Origin of the sequence: Armatimonas sp. (genome assembly GCF_043757465.1) — a bacterium.
Taxonomy (GTDB): Bacteria; Armatimonadota; Armatimonadia; order Armatimonadales; family Armatimonadaceae; genus Armatimonas.
In genome coordinates this window covers 1-14,843 of record NZ_JAYVPL010000130.1, presented here as the reverse complement: position 1 = coordinate 14,843, position 14,843 = coordinate 1, and the positions used below count along the sequence as shown (strand labels likewise).

Here is a 14,843-nt window from a genome sequence, read left to right as displayed (position 1 = left end):
TTGACCTTGTTTCACGGTTGGTTCTCCCGAGGCGGGCAAGCCGCCTCTTGTCAGGATACCAACTCATTCACTGGACCAGTTTTTGGGGGGCAGCGCACTACTGCCTCTTTTATTGCGTCGGTTCTGCGTCGATAAATCATCCTCGTCATTGTCCCACATACAGTTACTACTCCTAATTCTCGCGACGTGAGGTGCATTATACTAACTAAATTACTACCCAAGGTTTTGATACAAAAAATCGAACAATGACAGGGAACTATCATCTGGCATGGTTGACACGTCGCCCATTGGCACATCGAAACGCCCTGTAAAGTTTACCTTCACGTCCGGCGCGATATGCGCGTGGTGTGCCATCACCAGAGATGGATGCGATATTGCATTGAAGGGATCGGTGTCGGCGAGATGCTCTTGCACATCGGAAAATCCGTCACCATCGCTGTCGAGACCATTTATGTGAGGATGATCTCCCGCATTGAACGGATCCGTTCCCGAAAAATGCTCCACAGCGTCGGAAAATCCGTCGCCGTCCGAATCAGGGGTGTTACTGTCATGGGTGAGATGGAAATGATCTGGTGAGGCGTGATCGTCGTGCCCAACTGGGTCGTGATGCGGCTGAAAAAGTGAATCGAATAACATGAGAACCTGCCTTTACGAAAGTTGTATCACAATCAAAACGAAGTGTAGTTCTTGTGACGAAGGGAGTATAGCACAACTTAAGCCAACCGGGTTAATGCCCATCCATTATGGCGCGAATGTCACGCGGCGGTAGATGTCGGAAAGGGGGAGGCTGAGCGAGAGCGCGGGGAGCTCGGCGGTGGTGTCTAGGCCCGTGAACTCGCGGACACGCCAGCTATTGCCCTCTTCGCGTGTCCAGACTTCCACCCACGGACGGTCTTGCGCTACCAAGCAAAGGCTCTGAAGCGACTCACGCTGGCGGTAGAGGCGGGCTTTTTCACCCAGATCGTAGTTCAGGGTGGAGTTGGAGAGAACCTCGAAGATAGCGCTGGGATTGACAAGGGTGTCCACTTCGGAGTCCGTGAAGACGGGCGTGCCACAAACCACCGTTAAATCAGGATAGACATAGCGGCTACCTGAAAGCTGGACGCGCACATCGGAGGTCATCGGTTCGCAATTTTCTGCGGAAAGCTGATTTTCCAGGGATCGCAAAATGCTACGAACTATCCGATCATGTTCAATTGAAACACCAGGCATGGGGAGCAACTCTCCATCAATATACTCGCTCTTGGCTTCTGCAAGGCGCTCCTGAACCAGGTATTGAGCTGGAGTCAGCGTCTCGGTGAGCACTGGGGCACGTTCGGCTACGGGCATGATCGTATTGTATCAGGCTGAGGTATTATGCGATGAAGAGGTTAAGTTACGATGACGATTCGCGAGCGGACAGAGCAGTGGGAGCGGGAGTTTCTTTCGGAGTTTGCCACCAAGTCAGCGGACTCACGGGGGCGACTGCGACCTGAGGAACCCGACCCGATCCGTACGGTGTTCCAGCGTGACCGTGATCGCGTGCTACACTCCAAGGCGTTTCGGCGGCTCAAGCACAAGACACAGGTCTTTCTCGATCCCGAGGAGGATCACTACAGAACGCGCCTAACCCACACGCTCGAAGTGGCGCAGATCAGCCGAACCGTGGCGCGGGCGCTGCGGCTCAACGACGATCTTGCGGAGGCGATTGCGCTGGCCCATGATCTGGGGCATCCGCCGTTTGGACACGAGGGGGAGCAGGCCCTGGATGAAGTGGTGCGCGAGTACGCTCCCGAGATGCATTTTTTACACTACGAACAGAGCCTGCGTGTGGTGGATGTCCTAGAGAAAAACGGCCAGGGGCTGAATCTGACACACGAGGTGCGGATGGGGATTGTGAAGCACTCCAAGGGCCGCGCCGATCTCTTTGACAATACCGCGCCGGAGCCGCCGGGCGAGGACGATCCCCCGCTGGAGGCGATGTGCGTGCGTATCTGCGATAGAGTGGCCTACATCAACGCCGATATTGACGACGCGTTTCGGGCGGGCGTACTGCGTCCACAGGACATCCCGAGCGAGGTCTACGAAGTGCTGGGGCGCACGCATGGCGAGCGCATCTCGACCATGGTGCAAAACGTGGTCGAGTGCTCCATTGATAAGCCCTATGTCACGATGGGCGAGCCGTTTCTCTCCGTCACCAACCGGCTGAAAGACTTCATGTTCGCCAATGTCTATGTCCACAAGAGTGCCGCCAAGGCCGAGCTCTCCAAGGGCACCGCACTTTTAAAGCAGCTCTTTCGTCTCTACATGGAGTTCCCCGAGCAGATCCCCGATGGCCGCGCCGACAGCTCCATGGAGACCTCTACCCGCGCTTTAATTGTCATGGACTATATCGCCGGAATGACGGATCGCTATGCCGGAGAGCAGTTTATCAAGCACTTCTTCCCCCGTGACTGGCGGCGTGAGTAAAACGCAGAGGTTGGTCGAGGCGTCCCTGCGCTTGCTCCTGAGCGGGCTGTGCCTGGCGACGTTTTTTGGCTTTTGTGGCCGCTGGAGTTGGGGGCTTGATTTGTTCTCTCACTTCCGTGTGGTCTATGTTTGGCTGTTCGCACTACTCGCTGGCTGGTTTCTCTGGCGTAAGCAACGCCGCTGGGGTGGCGTGGCGCTGTTTTTCTTTCTGGTGAACTTGGCGACTCTCTGGCCATATCTGGTTCGTCCGACGCCCGAGCCGATTTCTCCAAGCGCCACGCGCCTGAAAGTGTTCCATGCCAACTTGTTGGTGACGAACACCAAGCACGAGCGGGCTTTGAAGCAAATCGCCGACGAGAACCCGGATATTGTGGCTCTGGCGGAGCTGACGCCGGGTTGGTTTAAGGCGCTGGAACCGCTGAAGAAGACCTACCCGTATTTCGTGCGCAATCATAGCGGGGATCGGTTTGGGCTGGGTGTCTGGAGCAAGCTGCCAATGACGGGCGAGGCACTCTACCTTGGAGCCGGGGCGCGCTGCTCGGTGTTGGTGCACGTGAGCCTGCCGACTCACCAAACCCTGACGCTGCTCTACACGCACCCCTGGCCGCCCGCGAGGTCGAAGTGGGTGACGGAGCAAAAACGCCAGCTTGCCGCCGTCGCTGAGCAGATAGCCGCCGAACCGGGGCCGAAGCTACTGCTGGGCGATCTCAATGCAACGCCGTGGAGCTATCTCTTCCGACGGCTGGAGCACGATTCGGGCTTGCGAGACACGGAGCGCGACGGTGGCATCGCCTTTACCTGGCCGGAGCAGCTCCCGATCCGCATCCCGATTGACCACTGCCTCGTGTCGAAGGAAATTAGGGTTCTGGGGCGCCACGCGGGCCGCGCGACGGGCTCGGATCACCTGCCGCTGATTCTGGAGCTGGCGCTCCGATGAACTCGGATAGATCGCCCCGGTTCATCGGGGCGATCTATCGGGGCGATAGTATCGTCTCCCAGCGCGCGGCGTGCGTGTCGTCGTAGTGCTCGGGCAGGAAGCCCAGCTTAAGATAGGTCTGGAGCGCGGGAATCCGAAAGTCTTGCGTCTCTAAAACCGCGCTGGTACAGCCCATCGCGTGGAACTTGTGGAGCACGGCCAGGGTGATAAGTCGCCCAAGGCCTTTGCCGCGAAAGCTCTGGTGTGCCCCGACCCAGTGCAAGTAGCCCGCACCTGGAAAACGTTCGGACTGGAGCCGTGCCGATGCCGTGGCAGCAAAAACGCCCGTGGATTCCTCGATCAGCACCAGGGTTTCTTTCACGGTCAGATCCACAAAGAGCGCATTGTGAGTTTTGCTTGGGGTCCAGATCAGCTCGGGAAATGCCGCCGAGAGCAGGCACGCCAGCTCGGGCAGCTCGGCGGCGGTGATGGAGCGCAGAACAAAACCCTCGGGCAAGTTGAGTGTGGGGAGGTCGGTTAGTTGCGCACGGCGCATGCGCAGATGGGAGAGTTCAGGCATAGCTCAGAGGTTTCTCGCGAGGGTTGCGGAAGTCGGGGACGCGTAGCGGAGTGCCGCCATTGGTAATCGAGACCTCGGAGAGAATATCGCACGCGGTCCAGGTGAGTGCGTCGTAGAGACCGCAGTTGGGCGCGGCTTCTCCAAGGCAGGCGCGAATAAAATCACGCGCCACAAAGTAGTCGCCGCCGCCGTGGCCTGCGGCAAGCGCTTCGGGGGGCGGGTTGCGCCAGTCTTCAGGAAGATGTTCGTAGAGTTCGGTGACGGGCTGCCACTTGCGGTCTGAACCGTCCTCGCTCGCACCCAGCCAGATGTGGCCGGGCTGACCGGGAAATCGCGCGGCTTCGTAGACCCCGAGGGTTCCCTGGAGGCTGTAGTAGCTCGGCAGGTGCGGGCGGTTGGAGAGCATGTCGAGGCGGATTTTGATTAATTTGCCACTGGCGAGCTGCACCAGCATCAGACAAGTGTCATCGTGCGGGTGCTCGTGGTCGGTGTGGACTCCTGTGCCGTGACAGCTTATCGTGGCGATGCGCTCGTTAGGGTCGGCGGCGAGAAACCACTGCATCACCGGGCCAAGCGAGTGTGTTCCGTAGGTGCAGCCGCGCCGCCCCACTTGATAGACCGAGCGCCAGGTCGGGGAGCCATCGGGGTTATGGTGGTAGTGCCGAATCTCATGGAGATACTCGCCCTCGCCAAAGTAGGGAACTCCGAAAAGCCCTTGTCGCACCAGCTCACGAACCAGCACCACGTCTTTGCGGTAGCAGTAGTTCTCCGCCATCGCGTAGACGGCGCTGCTACGCTCCGCCGCATTGAGCAATCGCCAGCACTCATCGAGTGTCACGCAGGCGCTCACTTCCGACAGAACATGCTTGCCTTGCTCCAGCGCCAGAATGCTCTGCTCCGCATGGACATGCATCGGTGTCGAGACCACGACGGCGTCTATATCTACCGCATCCAGCATCGCCGCAAACTGCGTGTATCGTCCCACAATCGCATGCGCACTGGCATTGCGCTCCAGCACCTCTGGATTCGTATCGCACAGCGCCGTCACTTCGACTCCTGGAAGCGCACGAAACGCCTTCAGAAACGCCAGCCCTCGCTGCCCCGCGATTCCTATCTTCAGCATGGGGCTATTTTACCCGTTAGGTCCGTGTTACGGTGGTTTTTTGTGGCGCTTGAGAAGCTCGGTGCAGGCATCTTGAAGCTGCTGCTGACGCTCCTGGGAGAGGGGAGCGGCGGGGGTGTTGCGGAGAGAGATCAGGCGCTCGCGAAGAGTCAATAGTGACTCCAGAGCAGCGCGGCACTGGTTGCACTGCGAGAGATGCAAGTCAACATAGCGCCGCAGCAAGCTCGAGAGCCTCTGGTCGGCGCGGGCGGTGAGCAGCGCTTTCATGTGCCAACAGGGACTCATGGTGAAACCTCTTGAATGGGTTGAACGGGAAGCCAGCCGTGCTGATGGGCACAGGGCAAGAGAGTTTGATGAAGAAGCTGGCGGGCGCGAAACAGACGAGAGCGGACGGTTCCCAGGGGAATTCCCAGCGCCCGTGCCGCCTCGCCGTACTCCAGACCCTCAATATCCACGAGGAGAACCGCCGCTCGAAGGCTGTCGGGGAGAGCCGCGAGGGCGCACTCCAGCGGTTCATCCATTGTCCGTAAGAGAGCGGTGTCCTCCGCCGCATCTACCGTTAGCGATTCGAGCGCCGTATCCGTATCGCCGCCTGCGCTCCATTTATCGCGACGCTTCTGACTGAGAAAACGGTTGGTCAGAATGCGCATCAAGTAGGCACGCAGGTTGCCCTCATCGCGGTAGTCGTCGCGCAAAAACGCCTCTAAAGCGCGGATCAGAGTCTCTTGCACGAGATCCTGCGCCGGGTCCTCGTTGCCACGGGTGAGGCGACGGGCGAGCCGGAGCAAGTCCGTGGTCTGCTGCTGACAACAGGTGACAAACGCTTCCGGGGAGAGCGGCGTGCTGTGTTTGTTTCGTTGCCAGGGCAGACGTGCAAAGAGAATTCTCACGTCATCTCAACATTCTGAAGGGATCGAAAAGTTCAATCCCCTCAAATTTATTTTTATTTCAGTGTCCGGCGGCGCTTGAGTCCAAGTAGTCCGATCCCCGCCGCGACCAGAAGCAAGGAGCCTGGCTCGGGCGCGGAGCTCACCGCGAAGGAAATTCGGTAGATGTTCTGGGCGTTGCTTGGTAAGAGGGTGCTATCGAAGAAATACCCTGCACTGGTTTGTAGCCCGTTGTAGGTGCTGAGCTCGCTTCGATCAAAGGCGATCAGACCATTTTCAGGAGTCCTCGCGCTGTTATTGCCTCCCACGAGAAAGGCTGCGGCTAGAGCATCTGCAATCTCTGAGTTGGCATCCCAGATTTGCCCTGCCGTCTGGGTAATTGTGGTAATTGCTAAGCTGCCATCAGGGTTGAAGAGCGGGAAGGCCATGGGATTATCGTTGCCCAGAAACAAGTCGTTGCTTGGGATGACCATGTTGGCAAACGTGAAGAAGCGATTATTGACGGACATCGTATCCACGATGAACGTATTTGCAGCTGTCGCACCCGGAAGAAGCGCACCACCCACAGAGCCACGTACAGAACCGGGGTCGGCCAGAGCGAAGGCTGGGAACCAGTCCGAACCACTGCCCCCTTCGGCGATGGAAATGATAGCTGCACCCGCTGTTGTACCAATGTTAAAGGAATCAAAAGTTCCATTGCCAAATCCGAGTCGCAGAGGAGCGAAACTGATACTGTTGGTGGGAGCAAGGTTCTGAATGGTGACTGTCACCGCCATTAATCCTGCACGGGCGGGAGAGGCGATACCCACGAGAGCTAAGAGACCGAAGCCGATGATATTACGGCCTATCTTTGTTGAAAACATTACATAATCCTCATTTAGAACGAGTTGAGATGCACCGCAGACTTTTGATCTTTGTTGCTGTTCATTAGGGAAACTCATGGGCAATACTAATAGTTCACTGGATCGGGTATATTTTTGCCAAGGAAAATCCTTATGAGCGAAATCACCATCCGACCTATTGACATCCGAAACATCTCCGACGACGACGCCCGGGCGTCGCATGTGCTCCGCGTGGCGCTTGCGGCGGAACGTGTCCCCGACGATCCCGTGCCCAAGTGGGAGGACACACTGGGACAGCTTCGGAGCATTCCCCCGTTTGTGGATGTCTGGGTCTGGGCCGTAGAGCGTGATGGGGAGACTCTGGGAACCGCCGATCTTGGGGTGATGCGCACCGACGAGAACCAGCACCTGGCACAGTTCGATATCAAGCTCCTCCCTGAGGCGCGGCAGCAGGGAATCGGGAAACGATTGCTCAAAGAGATCATTGCGGTGGCGGATCAGGAGAAACGAACCCTCCTCATGACCAGCACGTCCAGCACCGTTCCTTCTGGTGAGGCGTTTCTCACGCGCATCGGAGCGAGTGTTGGGCTGGAGTCGCATGTGAACCAGCTCAAGCTCTCTGAGATTTCCCACGGGCTTTTGGACACTTGGACGAGCGAGCTGGCTGAGGGCTTTACGCCGGGGCTCTGGGAAGGGCCGTATCCCGAGGAAAGTATCGAGGAGATTCTCCAGCTCTTTGAAATCTTCAACACCGTGCCACGCGGCGAGCTATAAGTAGACGACTTCAAGCTGACACGGGAGCAGCTCCGCCAGCAGGAAGAGTCGCGTGCCAAGCGCGGGGTTCAGCGCTGGAGCCAGTTTGTGCGCGACAGTGCGACCGGCAAGATCGCGGGCTTCACGGAGCTGATGTGGAACCCGCACAAGCCGACTTTCGCCCACCAGGGAATCACCGCGGTCTGGCCGCAGTACCGAGGCAAGCGCCTAGGCCGCTGGCTCAAAGCCGAGCTGCTCAAAAAGCTCCAGGCCGAGCGCCCCGATGTCACGATTGTCCGCACCGAGAACGCCGACAGCAATGAGGCGATGCTCAAGATCAACACGGAGCTAGGCTTCAAACCCTATCTGGCCGAACACGTCTGGCAAGTGCCCACCGAGACGGTGAAGGCGTATCTCTCTTCCGCGGGTTAATGCCCCCCCAGAAACCGCCGTGTTGGGCCGGGGTACGGAACCCCTTTGCCTTTCACGCTCTCCCAGATCACGCGGTTCAGAGTCTGCTCCTCCGCTTCATCGAGTTGGTCGGGTTCGTCTAGGTCCATCTCCGCAGAGTCTTTTGCTGCCTGCGTCCCACCAGGGTTCTTGGCATTGAGGTCTATCTTGGGCGAGCGGCAGGCGTAGGCGGTGAGATCCGCTTTTGTGCCAAAGCTGGCCCAGAGCGGGGTGGCGTTGGCATCGAAGACGGAGAGCGGCGGGACATTTAAGATCAGCTCCATCGAGCGCAGGAACGAGCAGGTGGTGTAGAACGTCGAGTCCACGCGACCAGTGCGGGTGTAGGGCGAGACCACGAGGCCCACAGTGCGGTGGGCATCCACGTGATCCGGGCCGTTCTGGGCATCGTCCTCAATCACGAAGATCGCCATCTTGGGCCAGAACTTGCTCTTGCTGCACGCCTCGACAATCTTACCGAGTCCTTGATCATTGGACGCGACACAGGCTTTGGGCGTGAACGCCCCGGCTGTTGCCCCGCGCGTGTGATCTTCGGAGAGGGCCATGACCATGAACTTGGGGAGGCTATTGCTCTTCTCGAAGTCCGCCAGCTCCTTGATAAAGATATCGGCGGCTTTGTAGTCGCGCTCGCTCTTGCCACGCGCTTTTGCCCACTCCTCACTCTGGTTCTTGTCGGTGTGGTAGTAGTAGGTGCGAAAGCTCACCCCAGCACGCTGGCAGGCATCCCAGATCTTGCCTGAGGGGGTCTTGGCGAGCGGATCTCCAAAATCACCGCCTTTGAGGGGAGGCGCACCCTTGCCACCGTACTGGGCGGGCCAGGTGCGCTGCATGAAGTCCGGCACAAGGCCCGCATTGCTCCAGTGGTGGCCGTCCACACTCACTTCCCCGGAGCAGTAGAGGTTGTCCAGTGTCACAAACTCCCGCGCGAGGGCATGGTGGTTGGGCGTGACATCCTCGCCGAACAGACAGAGTTTCTTATCCCCGTTGCCTTTTTCTAGGTCCCCGAGCACTTGGTCGTAGGTTCGGTTCTCCTTGATGATGTAGAGCACGTACTCAATAGGCGATTTCCCCCCGAGCTTGCTGGGAATGGCGCTACTGCTGGGCTTGGGTGGGCTCACTTTGGGCATGTTGGCGAGGCACTTACGGGTATGCACCGCGAGCTGCGCCGCATCGGGCGTCTCTACCGTGGAGACGATTCCACTCAGCAGGCTGGCGATATAGGGAAAGCCGCGTGCGTACTCGGGGTCGGGGTTCTCGCTGGGGTTCGGGCCGGTGCCGACTCCCTTGCTGCTGCCAATAAAGAGCTTCTTGCCATCCAGCGAGCAGGTCACGGTGGTTGGGTAGTGTGCGGTGGGAATAAATCCGCTGACCTTGCTCCCGCCCCGGCGCTCCGTGGCGATCACGGCCACGGCGTTGATGTCCGAGCAGGCCACGTAGAGTGTCTTCTCATCCGGCGAGAGCGCCAGCGCCGACGGCGTGGCTCCGGGCGCGGACTGAAGCGAGAGCCGCGTGACGATTTTCTCAAGGAGCGGCGAGTCCTCGTCGCGAATAGACGCCGAGACATCGAGATTGGCAAAGTCAAACACCGAGACACTATCGTCGTTGCCGCAGGAGACAAACAGCCGCCCGTCCGAAGCCAGCAGCAGATCGTTGGGGTGGGCACCCACTTTCAGGGTTCGTTTGGTCTCCAGTGTCTGCGCGTCCAGCACCAGAACCCGCGCCGTGCCCCAGAGCGCACAGAGGAGATACTTGCCATCCGCCGTCAGCTTCAGCGCCCCGGGCTTGGCTCCTTCCTCCAGCTCGCGCTCCACACGCTCAGTGCCCTCCGTACTGAGTGCCACGAGCAGGTCGCTGGCTAGGTCGGCGGCGTAGAGACGCTTGCCGCTGGGAGCCAGTGCGATCCCGCCAAGATAGACCCCGCTTGTCCGACGGTTCTTCTTCACGCCTGCCGCCACGGGCTTTGCTTCGAGTACAGTTAGCGGAGCCCCGGGCGCGTAGCTCCCATCGGCTTGTTTACGGAGCACTTGAATCAGCCCGGAGTTACCGCCGCAGATAAACAGAGTCGCGCCATCGGGTGACCAGGCGAGTCCGGAGTGCGTGCGGCCAAACTTCACCTGCTGCTTCAGTGCGCCTGTCGCGGGGTCAATCAGGCTCACGCCGTGCGCCGCGCCGCCACCGTTGGTCACGGCTAGTAGCTGCCCATCAGGCCGTAGCGCCGACGAGAGCAGCGTGTCGCCGAGCTTTGCGTGGGCCGTTCCCGCCGGAGAGATCGTCCAGCCCGTCGCCGGGAGCTTCAAAGAGCCCCCCTTGAGCACATCCAGCTTTTGCTGCGCCACCAGCGCCGTACTTCCCCCAAGAATCAAGGCTCCACACAGAGCCAGCGTGCGTTTTTTCATGATGTCCCGATTGTAGCGCAAGTCGAGGTCGAATAGATTAAATCCCTGTGTGACTCTTTTTCAGGTTTTCAATTCCCAGGTAGCTCTGGAATATCGCTAGAGCGTGTCGTTCGGATGGCTTGGACGATCCGTCCTTGGAAGATCACAAACGTGCCCGCGAGCTGAAAGACATCTCCTACGGGCAAGCCGCCCCCGTTGCGCCGAGCCATCACGCGACCTTTGCGCCAGAAGCGTGGCGTGAGAAACTCAGAGAGGCGCATCTGCTTCAGGCCAAATGCTCGGTAGAGCTTTTTTGCCGGGTCGGAGAAGCGCGGTAGATCACCGAGGCCGTAGTGGGTGAAGAACGGTGCCGCCTGGGCCTCGCTCGCCATATGGACCAGCGCGATCTGTACCCCCGTCGCCTCAATGCCCTTGCGCCGTGTGGATAGAATCGTCAGCACTTCGCGACAGAAGGGGCAGCCTAGGTGGCGCGTGAAGACGAGCATTGTTGGTGTGCGCTCCGAGAGTGCGCCCAGGCTCTCGCCCGTTTGGGCTTGTGCGTCCAGAGTGGGGGTGTCCAGTAGTGTGCCTTGCATAGAATCTCTCTAGGGAGTTACACGGATTCTCCGTCCGTAGTTCCTACCAGAGACGTGTGACGGGGAAGCTGTCCAGAACGGCGTCAACACTGACGAGGAGCACGCCTTCGCAGATGGCTTGGGCCACGAGAAGGCGGTCAAAGGGGTCACGGTGCGCCTGGCTGAACTGACCAGCCTGGTGTTTGATGCTCATCTCCCAGATACTGATAGGGCTGACGAGGAGGGAGTTCTGTGGATATTCGAGAAGCTCACGAACCGTTTCAGAGAGTCGTTCGGGTGCTCCGATAGCCCAGGCTAGCACATGCGTATCAAGGAGTCGTCGGTCGGCTCGGTCAGGTTACTGGTGAAGACGATAGGATAAAACCCCAGTGTGCGCTTTTTAGGAGCCATCGGCAGTGCGACAAGTTGTGCCACGGGAGTGCCGTAGCGAGCGATGGTCACTTCCTCGCCGCGCAAAACCGCCTCGATCAGCCGCGAGAGGTGAGTTTTGGCTTCGTGTAGGTTGTAGGTAGACATAGATCTAGTTTACTTTTGTTGGTTTACTTTTGCAAGGTGGTTTGCAGGTAAAATGCACTATGCTCCGCTCTCTTCTCGCTCTCCTACTTTTTTGCCTTGCTCTGCCAACTCTTGCCCAGACCGATGACTCGCTGGCACGGGTGAAGGCGCGTGGAGTGCTTAAAATCGCCACCGACGCGACCTATCCGCCTTTTGAGTTCATGGAAAGCGACAAAGTAACCGGCTTCGATGCCGAAATTGCGCAGGAGCTGGGGCGTGAGCTGGGTGTCCAAGTGGAAATGATCTCGATGGAGTGGTCGGGGGTTTTTGCCGCCGTGGAGACGGGCAAGTGCGACCTGGTGATGTCGGGCGTGACTATTACTGCGGAGCGCAAAAAAGGCAATGGCTTCACGCGGCCCTACTTCCTCTCCGGACAGATCCTGGCCCGTAGGAAAGGGAGCACGTTTGCCAAGCCAACGGACATGCTGGCTCAGGGACGAACGGCGGCGGTGCAGGCGGAGACGACGGGGCAGTTTGCGATGCAGAAGGCGGGGGTTCCCAAGGAACAACTGCATAAGTTCGATGCCCTCCAAGACGCGCTGCTCGATGTGCGCAACAGCAAGTCCGATGTGGCTGTCGGGGATGAACCGGCGCTGGCGGAGATCATCCGCAAGGGCTACCCGGAGCTGGAGCTCGCTCCCGGCGGGCCATTTGTGGACGAGAACCTCGGGATTGTCGCCCGCAAAGAGGCGTTGACGCTTCTGGGGGCGCTCAATCTCGCGCTGGAGAAAGTGCTGGTAGACGGGCGCTACGCACGTATCTACGAGAAGTGGATGCACAAGCCTCTCCCGCTGGCCACGGTGGCGAAGCTGGAGGCGGTAAAAGCCGACGGCACGCCAATCCCCGTTGCGCTGCTCAATATGGCGACCCAAGCCGTCGCGCCGTCGGGCGACTCGGCACCGAGCAGTGGGACGGCCTTTAGGATTCGCCCGGAGCTACTCGTGCAGTCCTTGCCGCTCCTGCTGGCTGGGGCGAAGCTGACACTGATTCTCACGCTGCTCACGCTGGTGCTCGGTGTGCCGCTGGGGCTACTCATCGCACTCACGCGACTTGGTAAGTTCGGGCCGCTTAGGACACTTGCCATTGCCTACGTGGAGACGGTGCGTGGGACACCGCTTCTCATGCAGATCTACGTGATCTACTTTGTCTTTCCCGCGCTGGGCCTCTCGCTACCGCCATTTATCGCCGGGGTGATGGCGCTCTCGCTCAATGCGGCGGCGTATAGCAGTGAGATCTTCCGGGCGGGGATTGAGAGTATTGATGTCGGGCAGCGGGAGGCGGCGCGGGCACTCGGGATGACCGGTGGGCAAGCGATGCGCTTCGTCGTGCTTCCGCAAACCTTCCAGCGCGTCCTGCCGCCCCTTACCAATGAAGCCGTCGCACTGCTGAAAGATTCGTCGCTGGTCTCGGTGGTGGCGCTGACGGAGCTGATGCGCGTCGGCAAGGAGCTGGCCACCACGGCAGGCGCACCGACCACGATCTATCTGGCGGTCGCGCTGCTCTATCTTGTGATGACGCTACCCCTCACCGCAGTCGTGCGGCGGCTGGAGCGGCGGCCTGAGAATTAGATGCTACGCCAGCGCGACTTCGATCTCGTAGATTGCGCTCTGGACATGCTGGAGGTTGAGGGGATCTAAAATGCGCTTGCTCTGCGCTAAACAGCTTCGCGCCTCGGCTTTTGCCTCCAGCTTGACGAGCCCGCGCGCCATGCGGGGGGGCGGCTTGTGTCGCTTTCCCACTGGCCGTAGAGCGAGCGCGAGACTCCCACCGCACGCGCCGCTTCTTCCTGGGGCTTGCCACTGCGCTGGCGCAGGCCGTAGAGAAAGTCCCCGAGAGAGAGCCGCGTGGAGCCCTGGGTGTTGCCTTTGCCTCGCTCTGCAATAATCGCACGGGGCACCTCTAAGAGCTGCAAGCACTGTGTCCGCATGGTCGGAGTGGCCTTGAGTGCATCCAAGACCAGCAAGAGCTCCGGGATACGTGGCTGGTATGTCCCCGACTCCCACCGCGAGAGGGTTGCCTTGTTCACCCCCGCCCGAAGCGCAAGCTGCCCCAGTGTCAGGCGGCGCTCCTGCCGCAGTGTCCGCAGAAAACTCGAAAATGTCGCCATTCAGATCCTTCATCAACCCAATCAACCGAAAGAAGTATATCTTCATTAGTCAGCTACATAGCTTACAAAAAGTGTTGCACTTTTCCTGACAATCTTGATCTGTTGCCCTCCTTGCAGTTATAATGCGAGATATGCAATACAAATTTGTTAACAAAGTCATGACAGCTCTGGCTGCCACTCTAGCGGTTGCGAGCTCTTCTCATGCGACGATTTTTCAGTACGATCTCATCGGGACGGCGGGGGCTGGCTTGCTCTTTGGAAATGAGCCCGCCGTTGCCACAGGTGGCTCCGGCGGCGAGATCGGTGCGGGGATTTTCCTGGACAGCACCACGAATGTTTTGACCGTGAACGTGGGCTGGGGCTCGTCACAGGGCTTTACCGACCTTTCCAGCAGCTCCTCAGCCTCCCACATTCATGGCCCGACGGCAAGCAATTTCGGCAGTGGCTTCACGCAAACGGCGGGTGTTCTGTTCACTCTCACCCGCTCCTCGAATTTAGCGACGGGAGGAACCGTCGCCCAAGCATTTACTCTCAGTGGGGCGCAGGTGACGGATTTGAATAACGGCAAGCACTACATCAATATTCACACAGCCACCAATGGAGGGGGAGAGATACGCGGCTTTATCGTTCCCGCCGTTGCCGACGCTCCCGAACCCGGCACGCTGGCACTTCTGGCGCTGGGTGGCACGCTTGTACTGGTGAAGCGGCGCAGGTCTGCCTAATAGAATTGGGCGTTTGCAGTGGCACTGCGTGCCGTAAAGCCCGTGCCGGGCTGGGAATTTGGTAGCCCGGCACGGGCTTCGCGGCGGAACGCCACTGCAGACGCCGATTTCAATCGGCGGGGTTCGTGCGGGACGGGAGTCGCTTCGTATCGGATGGTGTCCGAGCCTTTCTTATCCGCCTTCATGCTCTCTTGCCGCACTTCTTCCTGCGTAAAGTCCGTTAGGGGCGCTTCCAGCCCACTGATTAGCGTGTCGGGGTTGCCGCCCGCCGCCGTGATCGCGGTGCGGAGAAATTATAGCAAACCCTCAGCCGACAAACAAAGTGTTGCACTTTTTATGTCAAGGCCGCCTGGCACCTCAATTTATCTTAGATTAACTCCAGTCATGGGTTGAGCGGGGGCAAAATTCCCGCCTTGCAAAATGTGTAGTGAAGCATTTTCATACGGATTGTACTCCATAACCCTGTGAAGG

General features: G+C 59.1%; 18 protein-coding genes. 6 read left to right on the top strand and 12 right to left on the bottom strand.

From position 1 onward, the window contains the following. Positions 1 to 213: 213 nt before the first annotated feature. Positions 214 to 636 (bottom strand): hypothetical protein, encoded by a 423-nt coding sequence (locus ACH2ED_RS18065; RefSeq protein ID WP_395094090.1) that lies wholly within the window; start codon positions 634 to 636, stop codon positions 214 to 216. Between the two features lie 105 nt (positions 637 to 741). Then, positions 742 to 1,329, bottom strand: a complete 588-nt coding sequence (locus tag ACH2ED_RS18060; protein WP_395094089.1) for a Uma2 family endonuclease — start codon at positions 1,327 to 1,329, stop codon at positions 742 to 744. Between the two features lie 51 nt (positions 1,330 to 1,380). Between ACH2ED_RS18060 and ACH2ED_RS18055 the strand changes: the two genes are divergently transcribed. Further along, on the top strand, positions 1,381 to 2,448 hold the full coding sequence (locus tag ACH2ED_RS18055; protein WP_395094087.1) for a deoxyguanosinetriphosphate triphosphohydrolase: 1,068 nt from the start codon (positions 1,381 to 1,383) through the stop codon (positions 2,446 to 2,448). Next, positions 2,441 to 3,385, top strand: a complete 945-nt coding sequence (locus ACH2ED_RS18050) for an endonuclease/exonuclease/phosphatase family protein (RefSeq protein WP_395094085.1) — start codon at positions 2,441 to 2,443, stop codon at positions 3,383 to 3,385. Before ACH2ED_RS18055 ends, ACH2ED_RS18050 begins: the two co-directional genes overlap by 8 nt. A 34-nt stretch (positions 3,386 to 3,419) precedes the next feature. On the opposite strand, the gene ACH2ED_RS18045 is transcribed toward ACH2ED_RS18050, so the two are convergent. Genes ACH2ED_RS18045 through ACH2ED_RS18025 form a run of 5 tightly spaced genes read right to left on the bottom strand, consistent with a single transcriptional unit; the run spans position 3,420 to position 6,817 of the window. Further along, on the bottom strand, positions 3,420 to 3,944 hold the full coding sequence (locus ACH2ED_RS18045; RefSeq protein WP_395094083.1) for a GNAT family N-acetyltransferase: 525 nt from the start codon (positions 3,942 to 3,944) through the stop codon (positions 3,420 to 3,422). Next, the gene (locus ACH2ED_RS18040; protein ID WP_395094081.1) at positions 3,937 to 5,067 is read right to left on the bottom strand and encodes a Gfo/Idh/MocA family protein; all 1,131 of its coding nucleotides are present in this window, start codon (positions 5,065 to 5,067) and stop codon (positions 3,937 to 3,939) included. The genes ACH2ED_RS18045 and ACH2ED_RS18040 overlap by 8 nt, the downstream gene beginning before the upstream one ends. A gap of 27 nt (positions 5,068 to 5,094) precedes the next feature. Next, a complete protein-coding gene (locus tag ACH2ED_RS18035) occupies positions 5,095 to 5,352 on the bottom strand; it encodes a hypothetical protein (RefSeq protein ID WP_395094080.1) in 258 nt (85 codons plus the stop codon). Beyond that, complete coding sequence (locus ACH2ED_RS18030) at positions 5,349 to 5,957, bottom strand: RNA polymerase sigma factor (RefSeq protein WP_395094078.1); 609 nt, start codon at positions 5,955 to 5,957, stop codon at positions 5,349 to 5,351. The genes ACH2ED_RS18035 and ACH2ED_RS18030 overlap by 4 nt, the downstream gene beginning before the upstream one ends. Positions 5,958 to 6,010: 53 nt before the next feature. Then, on the bottom strand, positions 6,011 to 6,817 hold the full coding sequence (locus ACH2ED_RS18025) for a spondin domain-containing protein (RefSeq protein ID WP_395094076.1): 807 nt from the start codon (positions 6,815 to 6,817) through the stop codon (positions 6,011 to 6,013). 132 nt (positions 6,818 to 6,949) lie between these two features. On the opposite strand from ACH2ED_RS18025, the gene ACH2ED_RS18020 reads away from it, so the two are divergent. After that, complete coding sequence (locus ACH2ED_RS18020) at positions 6,950 to 7,570, top strand: GNAT family N-acetyltransferase (RefSeq protein WP_395094074.1); 621 nt, start codon at positions 6,950 to 6,952, stop codon at positions 7,568 to 7,570. Positions 7,571 to 7,657: 87 nt separating this feature from the next. Continuing rightward, the gene (locus ACH2ED_RS18015) at positions 7,658 to 7,981 is read left to right on the top strand and encodes a GNAT family N-acetyltransferase (RefSeq protein WP_395094073.1); all 324 of its coding nucleotides are present in this window, start codon (positions 7,658 to 7,660) and stop codon (positions 7,979 to 7,981) included. On the opposite strand, the gene ACH2ED_RS18010 is transcribed toward ACH2ED_RS18015, so the two are convergent. The 4 genes from ACH2ED_RS18010 to ACH2ED_RS17995 form a co-directional block, all read right to left on the bottom strand. Then, on the bottom strand, positions 7,978 to 10,413 hold the full coding sequence (locus ACH2ED_RS18010; RefSeq protein WP_395094071.1) for an alkaline phosphatase family protein: 2,436 nt from the start codon (positions 10,411 to 10,413) through the stop codon (positions 7,978 to 7,980). The genes ACH2ED_RS18015 and ACH2ED_RS18010 overlap by 4 nt on opposite strands. A gap of 68 nt (positions 10,414 to 10,481) precedes the next feature. Further along, positions 10,482 to 10,988 (bottom strand): AhpC/TSA family protein, encoded by a 507-nt coding sequence (locus ACH2ED_RS18005; protein ID WP_395094069.1) that lies wholly within the window; start codon positions 10,986 to 10,988, stop codon positions 10,482 to 10,484. A 43-nt stretch (positions 10,989 to 11,031) separates the two neighbouring features. After that, a complete protein-coding gene (locus tag ACH2ED_RS18000) occupies positions 11,032 to 11,181 on the bottom strand; it encodes a hypothetical protein (RefSeq protein ID WP_395094068.1) in 150 nt (49 codons plus the stop codon). A gap of 101 nt (positions 11,182 to 11,282) precedes the next feature. Further along, positions 11,283 to 11,504, bottom strand: a complete 222-nt coding sequence (locus ACH2ED_RS17995; protein ID WP_395094066.1) for a type II toxin-antitoxin system Phd/YefM family antitoxin — start codon at positions 11,502 to 11,504, stop codon at positions 11,283 to 11,285. Between the two features lie 59 nt (positions 11,505 to 11,563). Between ACH2ED_RS17995 and ACH2ED_RS17990 the strand changes: the two genes are divergently transcribed. After that, positions 11,564 to 13,111, top strand: coding sequence for an ABC transporter substrate-binding protein/permease (locus tag ACH2ED_RS17990; RefSeq protein ID WP_395094064.1), 1,548 nt, complete (start codon positions 11,564 to 11,566; stop codon positions 13,109 to 13,111). A gap of 86 nt (positions 13,112 to 13,197) precedes the next feature. Here ACH2ED_RS17990 and ACH2ED_RS17985 read toward each other — a convergent pair whose 3' ends face one another. Then, positions 13,198 to 13,650 (bottom strand): helix-turn-helix transcriptional regulator, encoded by a 453-nt coding sequence (locus ACH2ED_RS17985; RefSeq protein WP_395094062.1) that lies wholly within the window; start codon positions 13,648 to 13,650, stop codon positions 13,198 to 13,200. 131 nt (positions 13,651 to 13,781) lie between these two features. Here ACH2ED_RS17985 and ACH2ED_RS17980 point away from each other — a divergent pair, with 131 nt between their 5' ends. Continuing rightward, positions 13,782 to 14,372, top strand: coding sequence for a CHRD domain-containing protein (locus ACH2ED_RS17980; protein ID WP_395094061.1), 591 nt, complete (start codon positions 13,782 to 13,784; stop codon positions 14,370 to 14,372). The last annotated feature ends 471 nt before the right edge of the window (positions 14,373 to 14,843 follow it).